Origin of the sequence: Streptomyces sp. NPDC127595 (assembly GCF_042671685.1) — a bacterium.
Classification (GTDB): domain Bacteria; phylum Actinomycetota; class Actinomycetes; order Streptomycetales; family Streptomycetaceae; genus Streptomyces.
This window is the reverse complement of sequence record NZ_JBHXWK010000016.1, coordinates 14,381-37,269: the sequence shown is the minus strand read 5'-3', so window position 1 is coordinate 37,269 and position 22,889 is coordinate 14,381. Positions and strand designations below refer to the sequence as shown.

At 71.4% G+C, this 22,889-nt stretch carries 23 protein-coding genes; 16 read left to right on the top strand and 7 right to left on the bottom strand.

Annotated elements, in window-relative coordinates; all coding sequences use genetic code 11:
* Nucleotides 1–110 precede the first annotated feature (110 nt).
* The 5 genes from ACFVKT_RS36165 (at nt 111) to ACFVKT_RS36145 (ending at nt 6,122) form a co-directional block, all read left to right on the top strand.
* Nucleotides 111–2,459: a hypothetical protein gene (locus ACFVKT_RS36165; RefSeq protein WP_385739769.1), complete on the top strand. Its 2,349-nt coding sequence runs from the start codon at nt 111–113 to the stop codon at nt 2,457–2,459.
* A gap of 174 nt (nt 2,460–2,633) precedes the next feature.
* Nucleotides 2,634–3,560 carry an ABC transporter ATP-binding protein gene (locus ACFVKT_RS36160; protein WP_385739766.1) on the top strand — a complete coding sequence of 309 codons (927 nt, stop codon included), beginning with the start codon at nt 2,634–2,636 and terminating at the stop codon, nt 3,558–3,560.
* Complete coding sequence (locus ACFVKT_RS36155) at nt 3,554–4,312, top strand: ABC transporter permease (RefSeq protein WP_385739763.1); 759 nt, start codon at nt 3,554–3,556, stop codon at nt 4,310–4,312. The genes ACFVKT_RS36160 and ACFVKT_RS36155 overlap by 7 nt, the downstream gene beginning before the upstream one ends.
* The gene (locus ACFVKT_RS36150) at nt 4,309–5,511 is read left to right on the top strand and encodes a sensor histidine kinase (protein ID WP_385739760.1); all 1,203 of its coding nucleotides are present in this window, start codon (nt 4,309–4,311) and stop codon (nt 5,509–5,511) included. The genes ACFVKT_RS36155 and ACFVKT_RS36150 overlap by 4 nt, the downstream gene beginning before the upstream one ends.
* Complete coding sequence (locus ACFVKT_RS36145; protein ID WP_385739757.1) at nt 5,508–6,122, top strand: response regulator transcription factor; 615 nt, start codon at nt 5,508–5,510, stop codon at nt 6,120–6,122. Before ACFVKT_RS36150 ends, ACFVKT_RS36145 begins: the two co-directional genes overlap by 4 nt.
* Before the next feature lie 107 nt (nt 6,123–6,229).
* On the opposite strand, the gene ACFVKT_RS36140 is transcribed toward ACFVKT_RS36145, so the two are convergent.
* The gene (locus tag ACFVKT_RS36140; RefSeq protein WP_385739754.1) at nt 6,230–7,081 is read right to left on the bottom strand and encodes a tetratricopeptide repeat protein; all 852 of its coding nucleotides are present in this window, start codon (nt 7,079–7,081) and stop codon (nt 6,230–6,232) included.
* Between the two features lie 17 nt (nt 7,082–7,098).
* A complete protein-coding gene (locus ACFVKT_RS36135) occupies nt 7,099–8,256 on the bottom strand; it encodes a GNAT family N-acetyltransferase (protein ID WP_385739751.1) in 1,158 nt (385 codons plus the stop codon).
* Between the two features lie 140 nt (nt 8,257–8,396).
* Here ACFVKT_RS36135 and fdxA point away from each other — a divergent pair, with 140 nt between their 5' ends.
* Nucleotides 8,397–8,717, top strand: coding sequence for a ferredoxin (fdxA, locus tag ACFVKT_RS36130; protein ID WP_019058397.1), 321 nt, complete (start codon nt 8,397–8,399; stop codon nt 8,715–8,717).
* 175 nt (nt 8,718–8,892) lie between these two features.
* Nucleotides 8,893–9,990 carry a bifunctional succinyldiaminopimelate transaminase/glutamate-prephenate aminotransferase gene (locus ACFVKT_RS36125; protein WP_385739746.1) on the top strand — a complete coding sequence of 366 codons (1,098 nt, stop codon included), beginning with the start codon at nt 8,893–8,895 and terminating at the stop codon, nt 9,988–9,990.
* Between the two features lie 125 nt (nt 9,991–10,115).
* Here ACFVKT_RS36125 and ACFVKT_RS36120 read toward each other — a convergent pair whose 3' ends face one another.
* Nucleotides 10,116–10,586: an ATP-binding protein gene (locus ACFVKT_RS36120; protein ID WP_385739743.1), complete on the bottom strand. Its 471-nt coding sequence runs from the start codon at nt 10,584–10,586 to the stop codon at nt 10,116–10,118.
* 352 nt (nt 10,587–10,938) lie between these two features.
* Nucleotides 10,939–11,934, bottom strand: coding sequence for a heavy metal transporter (locus ACFVKT_RS36115; RefSeq protein WP_385739740.1), 996 nt, complete (start codon nt 11,932–11,934; stop codon nt 10,939–10,941).
* Between the two features lie 94 nt (nt 11,935–12,028).
* Here ACFVKT_RS36115 and dapE point away from each other — a divergent pair, with 94 nt between their 5' ends.
* Nucleotides 12,029–13,108, top strand: coding sequence for a succinyl-diaminopimelate desuccinylase (dapE, locus tag ACFVKT_RS36110; RefSeq protein WP_385739737.1), 1,080 nt, complete (start codon nt 12,029–12,031; stop codon nt 13,106–13,108).
* Between the two features lie 119 nt (nt 13,109–13,227).
* The gene (locus ACFVKT_RS36105) at nt 13,228–13,986 is read left to right on the top strand and encodes a TIGR00730 family Rossman fold protein (RefSeq protein WP_385739734.1); all 759 of its coding nucleotides are present in this window, start codon (nt 13,228–13,230) and stop codon (nt 13,984–13,986) included.
* 116 nt (nt 13,987–14,102) lie between these two features.
* On the opposite strand, the gene folP is transcribed toward ACFVKT_RS36105, so the two are convergent.
* The gene (gene folP / locus ACFVKT_RS36100; RefSeq protein WP_385739731.1) at nt 14,103–14,963 is read right to left on the bottom strand and encodes a dihydropteroate synthase; all 861 of its coding nucleotides are present in this window, start codon (nt 14,961–14,963) and stop codon (nt 14,103–14,105) included.
* Nucleotides 14,964–15,146: 183 nt separating this feature from the next.
* Between folP and ACFVKT_RS36095 the strand changes: the two genes are divergently transcribed.
* Complete coding sequence (locus tag ACFVKT_RS36095) at nt 15,147–15,503, top strand: DivIVA domain-containing protein (protein WP_385739728.1); 357 nt, start codon at nt 15,147–15,149, stop codon at nt 15,501–15,503.
* Nucleotides 15,500–16,078, top strand: a complete 579-nt coding sequence (locus ACFVKT_RS36090) for a DNA-3-methyladenine glycosylase I (RefSeq protein ID WP_385739725.1) — start codon at nt 15,500–15,502, stop codon at nt 16,076–16,078. Before ACFVKT_RS36095 ends, ACFVKT_RS36090 begins: the two co-directional genes overlap by 4 nt.
* Before the next feature lie 55 nt (nt 16,079–16,133).
* Here ACFVKT_RS36090 and ACFVKT_RS36085 read toward each other — a convergent pair whose 3' ends face one another.
* The gene (locus ACFVKT_RS36085) at nt 16,134–16,940 is read right to left on the bottom strand and encodes an enoyl-CoA hydratase/isomerase family protein (RefSeq protein WP_385739722.1); all 807 of its coding nucleotides are present in this window, start codon (nt 16,938–16,940) and stop codon (nt 16,134–16,136) included.
* Between the two features lie 373 nt (nt 16,941–17,313).
* Here ACFVKT_RS36085 and ACFVKT_RS36080 point away from each other — a divergent pair, with 373 nt between their 5' ends.
* Entirely contained in the window at nt 17,314–17,481 is a 168-nt protein-coding gene (locus ACFVKT_RS36080; RefSeq protein ID WP_003966491.1) for a DUF3117 domain-containing protein, read from the top strand.
* 120 nt (nt 17,482–17,601) lie between these two features.
* Here ACFVKT_RS36080 and ACFVKT_RS36075 read toward each other — a convergent pair whose 3' ends face one another.
* The gene (locus ACFVKT_RS36075) at nt 17,602–18,303 is read right to left on the bottom strand and encodes an O-methyltransferase (RefSeq protein WP_385740180.1); all 702 of its coding nucleotides are present in this window, start codon (nt 18,301–18,303) and stop codon (nt 17,602–17,604) included.
* A 214-nt stretch (nt 18,304–18,517) separates the two neighbouring features.
* Between ACFVKT_RS36075 and sigE the strand changes: the two genes are divergently transcribed.
* The 4 genes from sigE (at nt 18,518) to ACFVKT_RS36055 (ending at nt 22,872) form a co-directional block, all read left to right on the top strand.
* Nucleotides 18,518–19,219: an RNA polymerase sigma factor SigE gene (gene sigE / locus ACFVKT_RS36070; RefSeq protein WP_385739720.1), complete on the top strand. Its 702-nt coding sequence runs from the start codon at nt 18,518–18,520 to the stop codon at nt 19,217–19,219.
* Nucleotides 19,216–20,193, top strand: coding sequence for a zf-HC2 domain-containing protein (locus ACFVKT_RS36065; protein ID WP_385739718.1), 978 nt, complete (start codon nt 19,216–19,218; stop codon nt 20,191–20,193). Before sigE ends, ACFVKT_RS36065 begins: the two co-directional genes overlap by 4 nt.
* A gap of 138 nt (nt 20,194–20,331) precedes the next feature.
* Complete coding sequence (locus ACFVKT_RS36060) at nt 20,332–22,236, top strand: trypsin-like peptidase domain-containing protein (RefSeq protein WP_385739716.1); 1,905 nt, start codon at nt 20,332–20,334, stop codon at nt 22,234–22,236.
* Nucleotides 22,237–22,428: 192 nt separating this feature from the next.
* Nucleotides 22,429–22,872: a sec-independent translocase gene (locus tag ACFVKT_RS36055; protein ID WP_385739714.1), complete on the top strand. Its 444-nt coding sequence runs from the start codon at nt 22,429–22,431 to the stop codon at nt 22,870–22,872.
* The last annotated feature ends 17 nt before the right edge of the window (nt 22,873–22,889 follow it).

Below are 22,889 nucleotides of genomic sequence, written 5' to 3'. Positions count from 1 at the left end.
TGCGGTCGAGGTTTGCGGGCCGGACATGGCCAGTATGGTGGTGCGCGCCGCCGAGCTGCCCGAGATGAGGTCGAGGAAACGGGCGGCGGAGCCAACCGGGAGAACTTGCCTTGAGTCGTGAAACTGACAGTTCGTCCTCCGGGCCCAACGGGCGCGGTGGAGCCGCGTACCCGTCGGGGACGCCGCCGTACGGGACCCCACAGGCCACCGACAGCGGTGCTGACGCGGGCCGTTCGGCCGCCGGCACCCCGCCGGAGGAGCGCAAGACAGAGACCACGCTGACGACGCGGATCCGGATCAACATCCCCGGATCGCGGCCCATCCCGCCCGTCGTGGTGCGTACACCGGTCGCCGACGCGGACGCGTCCGCCGCGAGTGCCGACAACTCGGGCGGTGGCGCGGAGTCGCCGCGTGCTCTGAGTTCCGCCGGTGGCGCGCCCACGTACATGGACGCCCCGGGGGGCGCGGCTCCGGCTCCCCCGGCTGCCGCCGCCGAAGAGAAGGCGAGCGACTGGTTCGCGCCGCGCAAGTCAGGTGCGCCCAAGGGCGGGCAGGGGAGCGGGTCCACCAACGGGGCCGGTCTGCCCGGCGGTTCGGGTGCAGGGGGCCCTGCTGGTCCTGCCGGGCCGCAGGTTTCGGGTGGTCCGGGTGCCGGTGGCGGGCGTCACGGTGCTCCCGGCGGTGCGCGTCCTGCCGGTGCGAACGGCGCCGGTGCGCCTGGTGGCCCCGGTGGCGCCCGGCCCGGCGGCGCCAACGGACCTCGCCCCGGCGGTACGAACGGTGCCGGGCTGCCCGGTGCCACCGGTGCCGGACCTGTGGCGCCCGGCCACGGCGGCGGCACCGGTTCCTTCGACGTCTCCGGAGCGCTCGGCAACACCGCCTCCTTCCCGGCGATCGGATCCGGCGCCGGTGACCAGCGGCGCGACGACCTCCCGTACTTCTCGGACCTCCCGGACGACGGCCGGCGCGGCCCCGGTCCCTCGGGGCCGACCGGTGGTCCGGTCACCGGGGACGGTCCGCTGGCGCCGCCGATGGGGGCTGGCGTGGCGCCCGGCAGCCTGGCCGCGGGGCCCGGCGGGCAGGGGACGAGGCCCGGTGGGCCTGGAGCAGGGCAGCGCGGGCCCGGCGCGGGCCCGGGATATCCCGGTGGCCCCGGAGGCCAGGCAGGTCCCCAGACGGGCCCTGGAGGCCAGGCGGGTCCCGGGGGCCAGGCAGGTCCGGCAGCCTCGGGCTACCCCGGTGGCCAGGAATACAACTTCGCGAGCGGTCTCAGCGACGACACCGCGATCCTCACGCCGCAGAAGCCGGCCCCCGAGCCTGGCCTCGGCGGCTACGGCGGCGGCGCCGGGGACAACGTCTCCGGGCACACCCTGACCAGCGGCATCCCCGTCGTACCCGCCACCCAGAACTCACCGTTCGGGCCCGGCGCGCACCCCGACGGACCGCTGCCGCACACCCCGCCGAAGCTGCCCGAGCCGGTCCAGGAGCCCGCACCCGCGGCGAAGCGGACCAAGAAGAAGGGCCGCAGCAAACTGGTCCTCCTCGGCGCCGGCGTCTTCGTCATCGGCGGTGGTGCCTACGGCGCCGGGCTGCTCATGAACCACTCGGACGTGCCCAAGGGCACCACCGTGCTCGGCGTCGACATCGGCGGCGGCACCCGGGACGACGCCGTCAAGAAGCTCGACGACGCCTTCGGTGACCGTACGAACAAGGCGCTGCAGCTCTCGGTCGACGGCGACACGGTCTCGCTCAAGCCGGACCAGGCGGGGCTGCAGCTCGACACCCAGGCGACGGTCCGCGCGGCCGCGGGCAGCGACTACAACCCCGTCTCGGTGATCGGCTCCCTGTTCGGCCAGGAGCGGGTCGTCGAGCCCGCGATGCCCGTCGACGAGGAGAAGCTCAAGGCGGCGCTGCAGAGCACCGCGGGCGGCTCCGGTTCGGCGAGCGACGGCACGATCAAGTTCGAGTCCGGCAAGGCCGTCGCCGTGTACGGCAAGGCGGGCAAGGGCATCGACGTCGCGTCCTCCACGCAGGCCGTCGAGGACGCGTACCGCACGCAGGTGGAGACCGGCACGGCCCCGCCGGTGGAGGTCGCCACGTCCACCCAGCAGCCGACGGTCACTGACGCCGAGGTCGACCGGATGATGAAGGAGTTCGCGCAGCCGGCGATGTCGGCCATCGTGACCGTGCAGACGGACGCGGCGCACTCGATCCAGATGAGTCCGCAGAACTCGCTGTGGAAGTTCCTCGGGGTGGCGGCCGTTGACGGCAAGCTCGTCGACAAGCCGAACCTGACCGCCCTGGAGGAGCTCTACGGCCAGACGTTCGACGGGGTGCTCATCACCCGGGCCAACGGCGAGAAGACCGCCGTGACACCGCAGGACGTCTACGGCGCCCTGCGCCAGGCACTGCTGAGCACGACCGACCGGGTCGCGGTCATCGAGACCGACCCCAGCTAGCGGGATCGCCTCCGAGAGGGCGCCCGGCCATGAACTCCCATGGCCGGGCGCCCTCTTGTCGTCCGCCGAGATCCGATCCCGAACGCCTGTGCCGGGCCGCATGACATCTGTCATCCCGGATGCGCGACGGGCGGCACTGCCGGTGGTGCCCCGCGCGCCGCCACGATGGATCACATGACAATGACTGCGACGGCCACTACCTCGGTGGTCGGGTTCGAATCGGTGACCAAGAGCTACGGCGGAGTCCCGGCCGTGGACGGGCTGACGCTCGACCTGCACCCGGGCGAGACCGTCGCCCTCCTCGGCCCCAACGGCGCGGGCAAGTCGACCACCCTCGACCTGCTGCTCGGCCTCAAGCGGCCCGACAGCGGTGTGGTCCGGGTGTTCGGGGCGGGCCCCCGCGAGGCCATCGTCGGCGGCCGGGTCGGCGCCATGCTGCAGAGCGGCGGCCTGATGGACGAGGTCACCGTCGGGGAACTGGTGAAGCTCGCCTGCGATCTGCACCCGAAGCCGTTCCGGGTCACCGACGTACTGGCCCGCGCGGGCATCTCGCAGCTCGCCGACCGCAAGGTCGACAAGCTCTCCGGCGGCCAGGAACAGCGCGTGCGCTTCGCCCTCGCCACCGCCGGAGACAGCGACCTGATCGTGCTCGACGAGCCCACCACCGGCATGGACGTCTCCGCCCGCCAGGCCTTCTGGGCCACCATGCGCGAGCAGGCCGACCAGGGCCGTACGGTCCTCTTCGCCACGCACTACCTGGAGGAGGCCGACGCGATCGCCGACCGGGTGCTGGTCCTGCACCGGGGCCGCCTGCTGGCCGACGGCACCGCCGCCGAGATCAAGGCGAAGGCGGGCGCGCGGCGGATCGCCTTCGACCTGGAGGGCCCGATCGACGAGCCTGCCCTGCGCGCCCTCCCCTTCCTGACCTCGGCCGACGTATCGGGCCACACGGTCCGCATCCAGTCGACCGACGCCGACGCGACCGTCCACGCGCTGTACGGCCTCGGCCTCTACCCCCGCAACCTCGAAGTCGCCGGGCTCGGTCTCGAGCAGGCCTTCGTCGCCATCACGGCCGCCGAGGAGGCGAAGCAGAAGTGCTGAATACATTTGCTTCGAGGGGCCTCATCAAGCTGGAGATCACCCGCGCCCTGCGCAACCGCAAGTTCCTGTTCTTCTCGGTGATCTACCCCTCGGCCCTGTTCCTGCTGATCGCGGGCAGCGCCGACAGCACGACCCAGGTGGACGGCACCGGCCTCACCCTCCCGACCTTCTACATGGTCTCCATGGCCTCCTTCGGCGCCCTGACCGCCGTACTGCTGGGCAACAGCGAGCGCATCGCGAAGGAGCGGGAGAGCGGCTGGGTACGGCAGTTGCGGCTGACCACACTGCCGGGCCGCGGCTATGTGCTAGCGAAGACGGCGAGCGCGGCCGTCATCAGCCTGCCCTCCATCGTGATCGTCTTCGTCGTCGCGGCGGCCGTGAAGGACGTGCGCCTCGACGCCTGGCAGTGGGTCGTCCTCACCCTCGCGATCTGGGCCGGCAGCCTGGTCTTCGCCGCACTCGGCGTGGCCATCGGCTACCTCGCCACCGGGGACGCGGTCCGCCCGATCACGATGATCGTCTACTTCGGCCTCTCGATGCTCGGGGGTCTGTGGCTGCCGAGCACGACCTTCCCCGACTGGCTGCAGAGCATCGCGAACTGGCTGCCCACGCACGCGTACGCTGCCCTGGGGCAGTCCATCGAACTGGGCAACGCCCCGCACGCGAAGGACCTCGCCATCCTCGCCGTCTCCTTCGTCCTGTTCGCGGGCGGCGCGGCCTGGCTGTACCGGAAGGACACGCTGAAGGCGTGAGCGGCGTCGGCATCGGGCAGCGCCCGCAGAACCGCAAGCAGAAGCTGGTCAAGTCCCTGTGGACCGGCATCTGGCTGGTCTACCTCAGCGCGCCCGTCAGCGACCTGCTGCACGGTGGTCACAGCACCGGCGTCCGGATCCTCGGCTCGGTCGGCCTGGCCGCCTTCGTCTGCTGGTACATGGTCCTGGTGTTCCGCACGGGCCGCGGCGAGACCAACTCCCTGGTGCTCGGCTCCCTCGCGGTCCTCGCCGCCCAGTCCGCGGTCCTGTCCCTCACCCTGGGCCGGGAGTGGCTCGTCCTCTTCGTGTACGTCGCGATCGCGTCCGGCGCGGCGCTCCCGCTGCGGTGGGCGCGCTGGAGCATCCCGTGTTCCGCCGCCCTGCTGACGGCGATCGCCCTGGCCGTCCCGGACGGCACGGCGTATCTGGGCGCGCTCCTCATCCCGGCGGTCCTCGGCGGGTTCGCGATGACCGGCGTACGTGAACTCGTGCGGACGACCATCGCGCTGCGCGAGGCCCGCGCCACCGTCGCGCAGCTCGCCGCGAACGAGGAACGGCTGCGGCTCGCCCGTGACCTGCACGACCTGCTGGGGCACTCCCTTTCGCTGATCACGCTCAAGAGCGAGCTGGCCGGGCGCATGCTCCCTGACCACCCGGACAAGGCGGCCCAGCAGGTCGCCGACATCGAGAACGTCAGCCGCCAGGCCCTCGTCGACGTACGCGAGGCGGTCACCGGCTACCGGCGGCCCCGGCTGGCGGGTGAACTCGCGGGCACGAGCGTCGCGTTGACGGCGGCGGGCGTCATCGCGGACCTGCCGGCCGAGCCGGACCTCGCCGGGGTCCCCGAGGAGAGCGAGTCCGCGCTGGCCTGGGCGCTGCGCGAGGCGGTCACCAATGTCGTACGGCACAGCGGGGCCCGGCGCTGCGTGGTGGGGCTCGTACGCCGTCAGACGCTGGACGGGCCGGAACTCGAACTGTCCGTGGAGGACGACGGGGCGGGGCGCTCGGGCGGCTCCGTCGACGGCCCGGGCAACGGCCTCACCGGACTGGCCGAACGCCTGGAGAAGGCGGGCGGATCCCTGGAGGCCGGGCGGGCACGAAAGGGGTTCCGGCTGGTCGCGCGGGTGCCCACGGGCGATACGGGCGCCGCGGCCGGCCGGCTCGCAGGACCCGCGGGACCCGTAGGATCCGGGGCATGAGCCGCACGATCAAGGTCCTGCTCGCCGAGGACCAGTCGATGGTCCGCGAGGCACTCGCCGCCCTGCTGGGGCTCGAGCCGGACATCGAGGTCGTCGCCCAAGTGGCCCGCGGGGACCAGGTGTTGGCGGCGGCGCGAGAGCACGACGTGGACGTGGCGCTGCTCGACATCGAGATGCCGGGCATGACGGGCATCGAGGCGGCGGCCGAGCTCCACCGGGCCCTCCCCGGCCTCAAGCTGGTCATCCTCACGACCTTCGGCCGCCCCGGCTATCTGCGCAGCGCGATGGAGGCCGGCGCCGACGCGTTCCTGGTCAAGGACGCCCCGGCCGCCCAACTCGCCGAAGCGGTACGGAAGGTACTCGCCGGCGAGCGCGTCATCGACCCCACCCTGGCCGCCGCCGCCCTCGCCGAGGGCGCCAACCCGCTGACCGACCGCGAACGCGAGGTCCTCCGCGCGGCAGCGGACGGCTCCACCAACGCCGAACTCGCCCTCACCCTCCACCTCTCCCAGGGCACCGTCCGCAACTACCTCTCCACAGCCATCCAGAAACTGGCGGCGAGGAACAGAGCGGAGGCGGTACGGATCGCGAGGGAGAAGGGCTGGCTGTAGAACGCCGGTCAAGGGGAGCGCCCCATAGGGTCGCGGGGAACTGCGCGCTCAGCCACAGCGAACCGGCGGTCACGCGACGGCGAAAGCCACTACGGCGCTCGGCCGACTCAGTTGAGCATGGCCCGCGCAGCATGCGCCTGCTGCCGCACACGATCCGCCGCCGCTTCATCAACGGCACCCACCACATCCGCATAGGCGTCGAGCTCAACCGCCCCACCGAGGAAGTCCCCACGCTGGACGAGAAGTTGAGCCCGCTCGTACCGCAACCGAGCGGGATGCGACGGCAGTGCCAAGGACAACTCGACGGCCCACAGGGCCACATCGGACCGCTCGGGCCGGGCGGCAGCCCACGCCCGGATGTTGTTCAGGATCCGCAGCACGACATCGAGCGGGTCGGCGGGCGAGAGCATCGACGCGTCGAGCGGCGCCCCCGTCGCCCCCGCGACGAGCAGCTCCGCGTCGGAGCCGGTGAGCACGCGGCCGCCGTCGAAGGGGTCGGCGAGGACCTGCTGATCCGGGGGCCCGAAGCCGACGACGAAGTGCCCGGGCAGGGCGACCCCGTACACGGGCGCCCCGGCCCGCCGTGCGACCTCCATCCACACCACGGAGAGCAGGATGGGCAGCCCGCGCCGCCGCCGCAGCACCTCGTGGAGCAGCGAGGAACCGAGCCGCTGGTAGTCCCCGGGTGACCCCCGGAACTCACAGCGCCCGCCGAGGAGTTCACCGAGCGCGGCCGCCCAGGACCGAGGCCCGCCGGGCCGGAACGGCAACAGCCCCGCCAGCCGGTCGAGCTCGATCTGCGCCGCGTCGATCCCGGCTTCGTCGAGACCACCGTCCGCCGCGGCCCCCACCAGCAGACACAGCACCGCCAGATCGGGCCGCTCGGCCCGTGCCTCCGCCCCGAACCGCCGCCGCACCTCGGCGGCCCGCTCCGGCTCCGGGGGATGAGGGGGACGCATAGCAGCCTCGTGCCCGTTCACGACGATCGATACCGGTCGCTGCCGGGCGTTTGCGGCGTTTTCCGGGACGGATCACCGCCGGACGCTGGTGGCGTCTGTGGCGTCTGTGGCGTCTGTGGCGTCTGTGGTGCCTGCGGTGCCTGCGGTGTCCCTGGCGTCTGCGGCGTCTGCGGGTTCCATGGCGCCTGCGGCTCCCGGTAGTGGTGATACGCGTGGTGCGCCCCGAACCCCATGCCCCCGTACAGCGCACGCGCCCCCGCGTTGTCCGCCTCCACCTGGAGCCAGGCCGCCGAGGCGCCCTCGTCCAGGGCGCGGCGGGCCAGCGCGGCCATCACGGTCGTGGCGAGCCCCTGGCGCCGGTACGCCGGGTCGACCTCGACGGCGGCGAAACCGGCCCACCGCCCGTCCACCACGCACCGCCCGATCGCGGCCGGAGCTGCACCAACCGCCCCCGGCACCGTCGCGAACCACACCGAGGGCCCGCTCCCCAGCACCTTCAGTGCCACCTCGTTCAGCCCCTTGCGCTGGTAGCGGTCCAGCCAGGCCGCGTCCGCCTCGCGGGAGACCACGACCCCGGGAGCCTCCCGGTCCCCGACCGGCGCGAGCGCCCCGATCCACAGCTCGGCCGTCACCTCACGCACCCACCCGCGCGCCTCCAGCCCGGCGCACAGCAGCTCCTGCGTGCCCTCGGCCCCGGTGGCGGTCTGGACGTACGCGGGCAGGCCACGGGCGGCGTACCAGCCCCGTACGTACGTCAGCGCCTCGTCCAGCGGCAACCCGGGCTCGCCGAGCGGCAGCACGGAGTTGGCGCGCCGGGTGAACCCGGAGGCAGCCCGCAGCTCCCACTCACCGAGCCGCTCGCTCTCCACCGGCCGCCACGCTCGCGCGGCGACCCGGGCCAGCTCCTCGTACGACGCCGCCGGCCCCCGCCGCCGCGCCGGAGCGGCCGGCACGACCTTGCCCGCGACCAGCGAGGATTCCGAAATACGGACGCCTTCGCCGGTCCGCCGTGTGATCGTCAGCACACCGTCGTCCCATGATGTGAGAACACCCACCGTGTCAGTGAATTTCTCCCCGTCCGCGGCATCCGTGTATCGCTGCCGAACTGAGACGCGTTTGCCCACGTCAGCAGCGGTGATGCGGACCTCAAGTCGGCCAAACGCAGAGATTTCCACAGGTCAGTTCACCCCTCCTGTTCGGATCAGGACCAAGAACGGAGATACTAGGTGCGGGCATCGACGACGCCGCGCTTCCGCGCGCCAGGCGGCGGAGCCTACGGAGGCCCGCCAGCGCCCTATCGAGGAGGAACGACAGCGTGACCTACGTCATCGCGCAGCCTTGTGTCGACGTCAAGGACAAGGCGTGCATCGAGGAGTGCCCGGTCGACTGCATCTACGAGGGCTCCCGGTCCTTGTACATCCACCCGGACGAATGCGTCGACTGTGGAGCCTGTGAGCCGGTGTGCCCGGTCGAGGCGATCTTCTACGAGGACGACACTCCCGAGGAGTGGAAGGACTATTACAAGGCGAACGTCGAGTTCTTCGACGAGCTCGGCTCGCCCGGCGGCGCCAGCAAGCTCGGCCTGATCGAGCGCGACCACCCCTTCGTCGCAGCGCTCCCGCCGCAGAACCAGTAAGCGGCCCGCACCCACGCGCCGCCTCGGTCCCGTACGGCCTGATCGCCTTGATCGCCGTACGGGACCGAGGCGTTTGCCGTACCGGTGAGCACAGCGACTGCACGTGAGTGCAGCGAGTATCAGCGATGCGTACGGGCCCCAGGTCGCCGTACGTATCAGAAAGTGAGCCCATCCCGTGTCCGCAGTCACCGACCGGCTTCCCGACTTCCCCTGGGACAAGCTGGAGCCCTACAAGGCCACGGCCGCCGCTCACCCGGGCGGCATCGTCGACCTGTCCGTCGGCACCCCGGTCGACCCGGTGCCCGAGCTGATCCAGAAAGCTCTGGTCGCGGCCGCGGACTCGCCGGGCTATCCCACGGTGTGGGGCACCCCCGAGCTGCGCGACGCGCTCACAGGCTGGGTGGAACGACGGCTCGGCGCGCGCGACATCACCCACCACCACGTACTCCCGGTCGTCGGCTCCAAGGAACTGGTCGCCTGGCTTCCGACCCAGCTGGGCCTGGGCCCCGGGGACAAGGTGGCGTACCCGCGCCTTGCGTACCCGACGTACGAGGTCGGCGCCCGTCTGGCCCAGGCGGACCACGTGGCGTACGACGACCCGACGGACCTGGACCCGACGGGCCTGAACCTGCTCTGGCTGAACTCCCCGTCGAACCCGACGGGCCGCGTCCTGTCGAAGGCCGAGCTGACCGGGATCGTCGCCTGGGCCCGGGAGCACGGCATCCTCGTCTTCTCCGACGAGTGCTACATCGAACTGGGCTGGGAGGCGGACCCGGTCTCGGTCCTCCACCCCGACGTGTGCGGCGGCTCGTACGAGGGGATCGTCTCGGTCCACTCGCTCTCGAAGCGGTCGAACCTGGCCGGCTACCGCGCGGCGTTCCTCGCGGGCGACCCCGCCGTCCTCGGTGACCTCCTCCAGATCCGTAAGCACGGCGGCCTGATGACCTCCGCGCCGACCCAGGCCGCAGTGGTCGCCGCCCTGTCCGACGACACCCACGTCCGCGAACAGCGCGAGCGCTACGCGGCCCGCCGCAGGGCCCTGCGGGACGCCCTGCTGCGGCACGGCTTCCGCATCGAACACAGCGAGGCCAGCCTCTACCTCTGGGCCACCCGCGACGAGTCCTGCTGGACCACCGTCGCCCACCTCGCCGACCTCGGCATCCTCGTCGCCCCGGGCGACTTCTACGGGCCGGCGGGCGACAACTTCGTACGAGTGGCCCTCACGGCGACGGACGAGCGGGTGGCGGCAGCGGTGGAACGACTGGCGGGATAGTCCGTTGCGGCAGCCGACAGCGCAGGGTGCCCTGTAGGCAGCGTCCAGCCCCCACGGGGGCAAGCGAAACGGGGGTCCAGGGAAGCAGCTTCCCCGGACCCCCGCTGTCGTACGGCCGGCGGCGCCTAGCCGAGCGGCAGACCCTTCAGCGGCAGCTGCTCCGTGGGCAGTCCGCCCTTGGTGACCGCGTCGGTCGGCAGCCCCTTGGTAACCGCGTCCGTCGGAAGGCCACCGCCCGCCGTCTTGGCGGTGTCACCGACCAGGCCGCCGGCCTGCCCCGCGGTGTCCCCGGCCACCTGCTGCGCGGCCGGCGTCGCCGTCTTGGCGACCTTCCCGCTGGTTTTGCCCGCGGCCGGCACTGTCTTCTTGACCGCGTCGCCGCCGGACTTGCCCGCGAGCCCGGTCACGTTCTGAGCCGCACCGTCGACCGTGTTGCCGACGCTCGCCCCGTCCAGGGCGGTCAGCCCGCCGAGGTTGGGAGTGGCCGGCAGTTCGGGCGCCGCGCTGGCGGAGCCGGCCGCACCGACCCCGGCAGCCGCTCCCGCTGCGACGAGCAGCGCGGCACGGGCGATCCGGCGGGTCAGGGGGAGGGACATGATGCTCCTTAGACGGAAGAGAACGGTGAAATGTCCATCCAGGCCCGGCAGTTGACCGACTGGTTGTCGGCCTACCGTCGACCGACCCAAGGTGATCGTTCCGGACTCGGACGCAGTGACTACCGCTCGAAGCCCACGAAGGTTGCGGTGGCCCGACGTAAAGAGTTGGTAATGCGTCGCATAATCATCTGCGGACAAAGCCGGGTGAAAGGTACCCGGTCAGAAAGTCTGTCGAATCCTTACGGCCCTTTGTTTTCAAGGGATTCGGCAGAAACGACAGCGACCACGCGAAAACCTGCGTCCATCGCCATCGGCGCTCGCTCCGGGTCCCCCCAAAGGGTGAGGACCCGTACTACTGCCCGGTGACGATCCGGACCTCGGCGGTGGACGTCTCCGCGGCCGAGCCCCCGTTCGCGTCGGACGTACGCCAACTGCTGTCGGTGCTCTCGGCCGTCCACTCCCGTCCCGCGTACGAGACGCGGTCGATGTGCAGCACCGAGGAGTTGGCCACGGCCCAGTGCGCGAGCTCCCAGCCACGCTGCCGGACGGTGGCCGCGCCGGCGCTCCCGGAGGCCTCCGCGGACACGGGCAGGGTCACGGTCCGGCTCGCGGCGGACGCCTCGGGGGAGGCCGGGGCGGAGGCCGTCGGCGCGGCGGACGTCTCCGTCGCGCTCACCTCCGCTCCCGCCTCCTGGAGCACATCGCGCCCGAAGTCCCGTACGAGCGCGGACCGTACCGCGTCCGGGCCGCCCGCCGGGGTCGACCCGGCGGGGCCCTGGCAGGTCAGGGTGGCCGCCGAGTGGCCGGTCAGGGCCGCGGCCAGCAGCGTGGCGTCCGGCTCATGCTTCGCGTACGCGTCCGGATAGGCGCTGCGCTGCACGCGCTGCGCGGCAACGGTGAGCGGCAACTCCGCATAGTCGTCGACCTTGGCCAGGTGCTCGTAGAAGATGTCCGCCGCGTACGTCGGATCCATGATCTCCGCCGTCGTCCCCCAGCCCTGCGAGGGCCGCTGCTGGAAGAGGCCGAGGGAATCCCGGTCGCCGTGCTTGATGTTGCGCAGTCCCGACTCCTGGAGCGCGGTCGCCAGGGCGATGGTCACGGCCCGCTCGGGCATGTCGCGGTTGGTGCCGACCGCCGAGATCGTCGCCGCGTTCACCGCCTGCTCCGGCGTGAACTCGTACGACTTGCCGTCGCTTCTGCCCGAGACGACCGTGCAGCGGGGAACGCCCGGCCCCCCGGTGAGGTACTGCACCGTGAGATAGGCGGCGAGCGCGAGCAGGACCACGACGGCCCCTCCGAATCGGAGGAGGCGGCCGCGCCGGACGGGGGTGGGGGACGGCTCTGACACGTCGTACAAGGTACTGGAGGTCACTGTCGGACACGTCTGGGGCTGTGGATAACCGGTTCGAGCCGGTATGGCCGCGAGCGCTAGGGTCGGCGGCATGGCCGATACCCCCCTTGACCTCACGCTGGACGCTGCCGAACTGACCGCGCAGCTTGTCGACTTCCCCTCGGAGAGCGGCAGCGAGAAGCCCCTCGCGGACGCCATCGAGACCGCGCTGCGCGCCCTGCCGCACCTGACGGTCGACCGGTACGGCAACAACGTCGTCGCGCGGACGAACCTGGGCCGCGCCGAACGCGTCGTCCTCGCCGGCCACATCGACACGGTCCCCATCGCGGACAACGTCCCGTCCCGTCTCGACGAGGACGGCGTGCTGTGGGGCTGCGGCACCTGCGACATGAAGTCGGGGGTGGCGGTCCAACTGCGCATCGCGGCCACGGTGCCCGCCCCCAACCGTGACCTCACCTTCGTCTTCTACGACAACGAAGAGGTCGCCGCACCCCTGAACGGTCTGAAGCATGTGTCCGAAGCCCACCCCGACTGGCTGAAGGGCGACTTCGCGATCCTCCTGGAGCCGACGGACGGCCAGGTGGAGGGCGGCTGCCAGGGCACTCTCAGGGTGTTCCTGAAGTTCAAGGGGGAGCGGGCGCACTCCGCGCGCGCGTGGATGGGCTCCAACGCGATCCACGCGGCGGCCCCGGCCCTGGCCAAGCTGGCCGCGTACGAGCCGCGCACGCCGGTCGTGGACGGCCTGAGGTTCCACGAGGGCCTCAACGCCGTCCGCGTCGAAGGCGGCGTCGCCACCAACGTCATCCCCGACGCCTGCACCCTGGTCGTCAACTTCCGCTACGCGCCCGACCGCAGCGAGGCCGAGGCGGAGGCGTTCGTCCGCGACTACTTCGCGGACTGCGGCGTGGACGAGTTCGTCGTCGACGATCACACCGGGGGAGCCCGTCCCGGCCTCACCCACCCGGCAGCGGCGGCCTTCATGGCGGCCGTCGGCGGTGAGGCCCGCCCCAAGTTCGGCTGGACCGACGTCGCCCGCTTCAGCGCGCTCGGGGTTCCCGCGGTGAACTACGGCCCCGGCGCCCAGCTCCTGGCCCACAAGGCGGACGAGCGCGTCAGGGCCTCCGCGATCCCGGAGGCCGAGGAGCGGCTGCGGGCCTGGCTGACGGCCTGAGAGGTGGCCGAGACGCGAGCTCAGCCCTGCCGGTGCCCGGCGGACATGCTCGCGTCCCCCCTCCGTAACCCGCGTAGATCTACGCTGGGGTGGAACTACCGCAAGCGGAGGGAGCGCACATGGCTACTGGCAACCCCGAGGGCAAGAAGCGGCCACCGGAGGAGCAGCGGCTGGGACCGGTGCTGCGCAGGCGGGGTCAGGTGCAGGCGAGCACCACGGACCAGCGTCTCCTGGACGCGGGCGGGCCGTCCGACTGGGTGCACACCGACCCCTGGCGGGTGCTCCGCATCCAGTCGGAGTTCATCGAGGGCTTCGGCACCTTGGCAGAACTCCCGCCCGCGATCAGCGTGTTCGGATCCGCCCGTACGAAGGCGGACTCGCCCGAGTACGAGGCGGGCGTGGCGCTCGGCCGCGGTCTCGTCGAGGCCGGCTTCGCCGTGATCACCGGCGGTGGCCCGGGCGCCATGGAAGCCGCCAACAAGGGCGCCTGCGAGGCCAACGGCATCTCCGTCGGACTCGGCATCGAGCTGCCCTTCGAACAGGGCCTCAACCAGTACGTCGACATCGGTCTCAACTTCCGGTACTTCTTCGTCCGCAAGATGATGTTCGTCAAGTACGCGCAGGGTTTCGTGGTCCTCCCCGGCGGACTCGGCACCCTGGACGAGCTCTTCGAGGCGCTGACCCTCGTGCAGACCCAGAAGGTCACCCGCTTCCCCATCGTCCTCTTCGGCACGGCGTACTGGGGCGGCCTGGTCGACTGGCTCAAGAACACCCTCATCGCCCAGGGCAAGGCCTCGGAGAAGGACCTGCTGCTGTTCCACCTGACGGACGACGTGGACGAGGCGGTGTCGTTGGTGTCGAAGGAGGCGGGGCGGTAGAGCTTTTCAGCCCGTCCGGCGTTTGAGGACGAGGCCGTTCAGGCCGATGGCGGGGGTCTGGGGGCGGCAGCCCCCAGGTACGGGACGGGCAGGGGCGGAGGGGGCGAAGAAACCCCCTACGCCAGCCCCCGCCGAGCCACAGCCGGCGGCCGATGCCCCGCGATGGACGCGACCATGTCCAGCACCTGCCGCGTCTCCGCGACCTCGTGGACGCGGTACACCTGCGCCCCCAGCCACGCCGAGACGGCGGTCGTCGCCAGCGTCCCCACCACCCGCTCCTTCACCGGCTTGTCCAAGGTCTCGCCCACGAAGTCCTTGTTGGAGAGGGAGACGAGAACGGGCCACCCGGTGGACACCATCTCGCCGAGCCGCCGCGTGGCCTCCAGGCTGTGCCGCGTGTTCTTCCCGAAGTCGTGCCCGGGGTCGATCATCACGGACTCCCGGGCCACGCCCAGCGAGACCGCCCGCTCGGCAAGACCGAGGGTGACCCGGAGAATGTCGGCCATGACGTCGTCGTACGCGATCCGATGCGGACGCGTACGCGGCTCGGCGCCCCCGGCGTGGGTGCACACCAGCCCCACCCGGTACCGCGCCGCCACCTCGGCCAGCCGCGGATCCACCCCGCCCCACGCGTCGTTGAGCAGATCCGCCCCGACCTCGCAGACCGCCTCGGCGACCTCGTGCCGCCAGGTGTCGACGCTGATGATCACGTCGGGGAAACGCCGCCGCACCTCGGCGACGAACCCGACCGTGCGACGTGCCTCCTCCTCGGCGGTCACCTCTTCCCCCGGCCCCGCCTTGACCCCGCCGATGTCGATGATCGCAGCGCCCTCGGACACCGCCTGTTCCACCCGGGCGAGCGCGGGCTCGTCGCGGAACGTGGACCCCTGGTCGTAGAAGGAGTCGGGGGTCCGGTTGACGATGGCCATGATCACCGGCTCGTGCGGGTCGAATTCATACCTGCCCAGCCTGAGCATCCCCTGTGACCTCTCCCAGTAAGTCCCGCTGATAAGCCGCCTGCGACCTTAACTGTCAGACTCGCATGGCACGATCGGACCCGACACTGTCAGCATCAGCACCAACCGCTTCAGCACAGTCCGCTGCAGCGCTATCCACGCCGGCGCGCCCCGCGTCGGCACCAGAGCGTGGGGACCTCAGCGATGTTCATGTTCTTGTTCCTGGTCGTCGCGCTCGCCGTCGTGGTCGCCGCGGTGACGGTGGCCGTGGTGGGCGGCGGCGAGAGCGCGCCCCTCCCCGAGGCTGTGCCTGACCGGCTGGTGGACCCGTTTCCGCCGGACCGCCCGGTGAACCGGGAGGATGTCGAGATCCTGCGCTTCCCCGTCGCCGTACGCGGCTACCGCATGGCGGACGTCGACGACGCCCTCGGCCGCCTCGGTGCCGAGATCGGCGAGCGGGACGCCCGGATCGCCGACCTGGAGGCGGCACTCGAAGGCGCCAGGTCGGCTTCGGTCACCTCCACCTCGCTGCGGAAGCCCGCCGAGGAGGACCATCAGTGACCGACGCACTCGCGGGCCAGGACGGCGCGCTGCGCTGCCCCTGGGCGCTGTCGACCGAGGACTACGTGGCGTACCACGACGAGGAGTGGGGCCGCCCGGTCCACGGCGACGACGCGCTGTACGAGCGGCTCTGCCTGGAGGCCTTCCAGTCGGGCCTGTCCTGGATCACGATCCTGCGGCGCCGCGAGGGGTTCCGCGCCGCCTTCGCAGGCTTCGAGGTCGCCAAGGTGGCGACCTTCACCGACGCGGACAAGGAGCGCCTGCTCGCCGACCCGGGCATCATCCGCAACCGCGCCAAGATCGAGGCGACGGTCGCCAACGCGCGCGTGCTGACCGACTGGGCGCCGGGTGAGCTTGACGAGCTGATCTGGTCCTTCGCCCCCGACCCGGCCACCCGCCCGGCCCCGAAGAGGCTGGCCGACGTCCCGGCCGTCACCGACGAGTCGACCGCCCTCTCCAAGGCACTCAAGAAGCGCGGCATCCGCTTCGTCGGCCCGACCACGGCGTACGCCCTGATGCAGGCATGCGGCCTGGTCGACGACCACTTGGCGGACTGCGCGTTCAGGAGCGCTTAGCAGGACGGGGAACCGCGCGACCAGCCACACCCGGCCCGCGGTTCTCCATCGGCCGTCACCGCCCCAGGTACTTCGGCTTCTCCTTGTTCACGAACGCCTGCACAGCGATCATGTGGTCCTCCGACTCGCCCGCCCGGGTCTGGAGTTCGTCCTCTTTCTCCAAGGATTCCTCCAGCGAGTGGGACAGGGCGTAGGCGAGGGACTCCTTCAGCGCGGCGTACGAGAGGGTCGGCCCCTCGGCCAGCGCGCGGGCCACCTTCTCCGCCTCGGCGCCCAACTCGCCCGAGGGCACAAGCCGGTTTGCGATCCCCAGGTCGAAGGCTTCCTGAGCCGTGATGCTGCGCGGAAAGAGCAGCAGATCGGCGGCGCGGCTCGGGCCGATGACCCGAGGCAGCGTCCAGGAGATGCCGGAGTCGGCGGTCAGTGCGACCCCGGCGAAGGAGGTGTTGAAGGACGCGGAATCGGCCACGATGCGGTAGTCCGCGGCGAGCGCGAAACCGAAACCCGCCCCGGCCGCGACGCCGTTCACAGCGGCCACCACCGGCTTCGCCGCGCCGGTCAGCGCGCGCACGATCGGGTTGTAGTGGTCGTGCACGGTGCTCATGACGCCCTTGCCCGCGCCCGACTCGCGCGGCGCGAGCAGCCCGCCGATGTGCTCCTTGAGGTCCTGGCCCACGCAGAATGCCCGGTCACCGGCGGCCGTGAGCAGCACGGCCCGTACGGAGTCGTCGGCCGCGGCGGCCTGTGCCGCGTCCCGGAGGGCGACCTTGAGCTCGGTGTTCAGCGCGTTCATCGCCTCGGGGCGGTTCAGCGTGATCGTCGCGAGTCCGTCGCTCACCTCGTAGAGCACGGTGTCGGCCATGGTGGGTTCCCCTCCGGTGTCGCGGCTCCGTCATACCCGCCTACCCGCCGGTACGTCCTGCTTCCGAGGACAGCATGACGGAGATCACCGACAGCGGAGCCGTTCGGACATGTGACCTGCGTCAAAGAATTCGTGGCCCTGGAAGGTCATGCGGCGGCGCAGTATCGCAGTCACATCGCCGAATTGAGTGGTTTTGCTCAAGCGCGTTGCGCAAGCGATGCCGACTGATGTTGGTCATCGGGTCCTGAGATGCGGGATAATGGCCTGGAAGCAATGTGTTCGATGCCGGTGACGCGTGTCCTATGAGGGGACGGGCGTGCCCTTCTAAGGGGCCGTCGGCGACGATGAGCTGGTTTCAGGAAGGGGAACGAGCATGGCGGCCATGAAGCCGCGGACGGGCGATGGCCCGCTCGAGGTGACCAAGGAGGGGCGGGGCATCGTCATGCGCGTTCCGCTCGAAGGCGGCGGTCGGCTCGTCGTCGAGCTGACCCCTGACGAGGCCGACGCTCTTGGCGACGCCCTCAAGAAGGTCGTCGGCTGACGCGGGACGCGACCGTACCCTTTCGGCTGCCCCGGCATCGCACGCGGTGCCGGGGCAGCCGTTTTTCAGCCGTACGACATCGATGAAACCCCTGGTCAGGGGGCTGGCCGAGGCCCATGGTCAGCGCTTGACCGCGCACAGCAGGCCATCGCCCACCGGCAGCAGCGAGGGAATCAGTTCCTGGCTCTCGCGCACCGCGCGCAGCAGTTCCCGCAGCCGTCCGACCTCCGCGGGCTGCGGCCCCGAGTCCACCGTGCGGCCGTCCGCGAAGACGCCCTCGAAGACGACGAGCCCGCCCGGACGCAACAGGCGCAACGATTCAGCGAAGTACTCCAGGCACTCCAGACGGTCGCCGTCGCAGAACACGAGGTCGTATCCGGCGTCCGCGAGCCGGGGCAGGACGTCGAGGGCGCGGCCCGGGATGAAGCGGGCGCGATTGCTCGCGAAGCCGGCGGCTCGGAAGGCCTGGCGGGCGAACTGCTGGCGCTCCGGCTCGGGATCCACCGTGGTCAGTACCCCGTCCGGCCGCATGCCGTTGAGCAGATGAATTCCGGATACGCCGGTCCCGGTCCCGATCTCCGCCACCGCTTTCGCGTCCACGGTGGCGGCGAGCAACCGCAGCGCGGCGCCGGTGCCGGGCGACACCGAGCGCAGCCCTGCGTCCTGAGCCCGGTCCCGGGCCCAGAGCAGTGCTTCGTCCTCGGCGGCAAAGGCGTCGGCGAACGCCGCCCAGCTTGGCTGCCGGTTGCCGGTAATGACGCTCTCCTGTCCCCGTAGATGCCTGGCCGTGACTGTATCCGTTGGCGCCGGGAACCCGCAGATGGGACCAGGCGTTTAGAGGGGTGGGGAAACGCACTGGGGGAAGCACATGGATCAGGACACCGAGCAAGTGCTGACGCAGCGATATGAGCGCGTATCAAATTCTCGTAAAACCGCTTATCCGGAGCTAACGGGCGAGGTGGCTATGGTAGGGGCTCCACTGGACACCACCAGAGCCGACAGGGGAGGTGCGGCTGCGCCTGTGGATCGGGGAGGAGTGCTGCGGCGCTTTCTCAGGTCGGCGGGTGAGCCGAAATCCGTGACCAACACCGCTGACCGTTTCCACAGTGCCGACTCCGGGCAGACCGCGACGTTCTCCACCGACGCGGAGTCGCAGGCGTGGACTCCGCCCACCTGGGAGGAGATCGTCAGCACGCACAGCGGCCGGGTGTACCGGCTCGCCTACCGCCTGACGGGCAACCAGCACGACGCCGAGGACCTGACCCAAGAGGTCTTCGTCCGTGTCTTCCGCTCCCTGTCGACCTACACGCCCGGCACCTTCGAGGGCTGGCTGCACCGCATCACCACGAATCTCTTCCTGGACATGGTGCGCCGCAAGCAGCGCATCCGCTTCGACGCCCTCGGCGACGACGCGGCCGAGCGTCTGCCCAGCCGTGAGCCGTCCCCGCAGCAGGTCTTCAACGACGCGCACTTCGACGCCGACGTCCAGCAGGCGCTGGACACCCTCGCGCCCGAGTTCCGCGCCGCGGTCGTCCTCTGTGACATCGAGGGACTGTCGTACGAGGAGATCGCCGCGACCCTGGGCGTCAAGCTCGGCACGGTCCGCAGCCGGATTCACCGTGGCCGCTCGCAGCTGCGCAAGGCCCTCGCGCACCGGTCTCCCGAGGCCCGTGCCGAGCGCCGCGGCTTCGCGGTCACCGGTGTGCCCGCGCTGGGAGGAGGGGGCGCGTCCGCGTGAGTGGATCACGTCCTACACCTGCTGAGCAGCATCTGGGAGACCGACTGTCCGCCCTCGTGGACGGAGAGCTCGGTCATGAGTCGCGCGAGCGCGTCCTGGCCCACCTCGCCACCTGTGCGAAGTGCAAGGCCGAGGCGGCAGCCCAGCGCCGACTGAAGAACGTATTCGCGGAGATGGCCCCGCCACCGCCCTCCGAAAGCTTCCTGGCCCGTCTCCAGGGGCTCCCCGGCGGAGGTGACTCCGGCGGGGGCGCCGGCTCACCGCTGGGCGGGGGAGCCTTCGGCGGAAGAATCCCCGGTGGCTCCGACGGGACCGGAGTCTTCGGAGTGAGGGGCGAGTCCTTCGGCTACGTCCCTTCCGAGCGCCACGCGGACGTGCTGCCTCCCTCCCAGGGACGCGGCTTCCGTATCCATGACGTCAGCCGTCATGAGGCCGAGCGGTCGGCCTCGCGCGGGCTGCGCTTCGCCTTCGCCGCGGCGGGTGCCGTGTCGCTGGCCGCGGTCGCGCTCGGCGGGGTGTCGACCGGGACCCCCGGTGACACCACCGCGGCACGGGGCGAGGCCGGTACCGGCAGCAATGTGACGCCGACGCGCACACAGGGCACGGGAGCCTCGACGGGCCCTGAGTCGCAGCGGCGCCGGTCAGTGGGGCCGCTGCTCGCGCAGGGCGACCGGACGCTCGGCCAGAACACGGTGGCGCCCACCGAGGTGTCCGCGCCGCTGCTGCCCGGAGTCCCCGCCCCGGCCGGCCGTGCCCAGGAGGTCATGCACACGCTGACGGCCCCCGTGGTCGCCGGTGCCGCAGTGATGTCCCCGCTCATACGTCCGTTCACCGACGTCGACCCGGTAGCGCTGACTTCATGGTCCACGGCGCCGGACCTCGCGACTCCGGGCCTGCTCGCGGCCCCCGGATTCCTTCCGTCCCCCTCTTCCTCCCCATTCCCTTCCTCCCCCTCCTCGGGCACCGTCCGCTGACCCGCCCTCTGCGCGGCGGCCCGTGAACCTGGTTGAATCCAGGGTGGGCCGCGTTCGCAGGAGGGATCCCGGGCGCGGAGTCGACAATCTGCGGCAACCGTCGGCGAGTTGTGCCCGGGGGCCAGGTGTGGGGAGAGCATGAACGACGGGAAGCCCACGAAGGCGAAGTGGTGGAACCGACCCCGGCCGCCGGTCGCCCCGGGGGATGCCGGGGCGGGCCCGTCCGAGGGCGCACGGATACCCGAGGCCGAGGGCGACTTCGAGCTCCAGCGACCTCGCGGGAGCGGTGCCTCGGCTGCGCCCGGCGTGGACGCCGACGGCGACTTCGAGTTGGCGGGGCCCACAGAGGCCCACCACGGGGGCGAGCGGGACGGTATCTCCGCCGGCCTTCTCGGGGACGGCGTTGTCGGTTCTCCCGCAGAGCAGCCTGCTGGCCTTCTCGGGGATAGTGCTGTCGGTTCTCCGGCCGCCCAGCCCGCCAGGCCTTCCATGGGTGGCCCCGTTGCGCCTCCCGCCGAACTTTCCGCAGCTTTTTCCCCCGACCCCGCTCCGGAGCATCCTTCCGACCCTCCTCCCAACCGCCCGTCCGACCCCCCTCCCCCCGCCCTGCCCGCCGACCAGGCCCCGGCAGACCGACCCAAGCCCCTGCACGACCCCGACCCCTACAGCACCCCGCCCTACGGCGAACCGGGCCCATGGGCGTCCGCCCCGCCCGTCCAGCATCCGGCGGCCACGCCCGCGCATGGCACCCACGTCCCGGCGGCGCCCCTGGCGGCCCCAGTGCCCGCGCCGCCGACGACAACGGCCCACGGCGCATACGAACCTCCCGCCTCGGCGCCCGCCCCCACGCCCTGGCAGAACTACGACCCCTGGGCCGCCCCCGGCCCCCTCCAGCAGAACGGCGCGGTCGTCGTCTCCAAGGCGCAGCAGATCAGGCGGGCGAAGAAGGCGCTGGTCGCCGGGGCCGTGCTGATCGCGCTCGTCTCCGGGGGCGTCGGAGGCATCGTCGGGGTGTATCTGGAGCGGAACGGCGGGGTGAGTGACGTAGAGCTGCCGCAGGCCGGGAAGGAGGCGCCAGGGCGTGCTCCGGACAGCGTGGCCGGGATCGCCGCGCAGGCGCTGCCCAGCGTCGTCACGCTGCATGTGAGCGGGTCCGACCAGGAGGGCACCGGCACCGGGTTCGTGCTCGACGGCCGGGGACACATCCTCACCAACAACCACGTGGTCGAACCGGCCGCCGACGGCGGCGACATATCCGTGACCTTCAGCAGCGGCGACACCGCCAAGGCAAAGGTGGTCGGGCGCGACAGCGGGTACGACCTCGCCGTCGTCCGGGTGTCCGGCGTCAGCGGCCTGGACCCCATGCCGCTCGGCAACTCCGACAACGTCCAGGTCGGCGACCCCGTCGTCGCCATCGGCGCGCCCTTCGACCTCGCCAACACCGTCACCTCCGGCATCATCAGCGCCAAGGAGCGGCCCATCACGGCGGGCGGGGAGAGCGGCGACGGCAGCGACGTCAGTTACGTGGACGCGTTGCAGACCGACGCTCCGATCAACCCCGGTAACTCCGGTGGCCCCCTCCTCGACTCCAGTGCCCGCGTCATCGGCATCAACAGCGCCATCCGCTCCGCGGACGACGGCTCCGGCCTGGAGACCGGTCAGTCCGGTTCGATCGGGCTCGGTTTCGCCATCCCCATCAACCAGGCCAAGCGCGTCGCCGAGGAGATCATCAACACCGGCAAGGCGACCCACCCCGTGATCGGTGTCACGCTCGACATGGAGTACGCGGGCGACGGCGCCAAGGTCGGGACGCAGGGCGGCGACGGCGGGCCGGCGGTCACAGCGGGCGGCCCGGGGGCCAGGGCGGGCATCAAGGCGGGCGACATCATCACCGAGGTCGACGGCCGGCGCGTGCACTCCGGCGAGGAGCTCATCGTGCGGATCCGCGCGCACCGACCGGGCGACACGCTGCGGCTGACCCTCCTGCGCGGCGGTACGGAAGAACAGCTCACGCTGGTCCTCGGTTCGGCCGACAGTGACTGACGGGAATCTCACGGAAAGACGGCCGAGGTCCGCCCTGAACGGCAAACATCGCGGAAAACCCGGCGTGTACATGAACCCGGAAGCCCCGGGACAGTTCCGGACGGACGGGATGGCCGGGTACCGTGGACACGGCCCGGACCACGGAAGAACCGCCGAGGGCCCGAGGACCGAGGACATCGCAAGGAGCTTCAGGTGTTCAATGACATAGGACCGCTCGAGCTGGTGGCGCTCGTTGTGCTCGCCGTGCTCGTCTTCGGTCCGGACAAGCTCCCGAAGATGATCCAGGATGTCACGCGCACCATCCGCAAGATCCGCGAGTTCTCCGAGAGCGCGAAGGCGGACATCCGCGAGGAACTGGGCCCGGAGTTCAAGGACTTCGAGTTCGAGGACCTCAACCCCAAGACGTTCATCCGCAAGCAGCTCGACAACGACGAGCTGGGGCTCAAGGAAATCCGCAACGGCTTCGACCTGAAGAAGGAGATGGCCGACGTCACGGACGCGGTGCACGGCCGTGAGTCCGAAGCGTCCGCCGGCTCCTCAAGCCCTTCCGGTGGCTCCGTCGACATGACGAAGAAGCGCGAGAAGCTCGACCTCGCCAAGGACGACCGCCCGCCCTTCGACGCGGACGCCACCTGAGTCGTACGGACGCCATC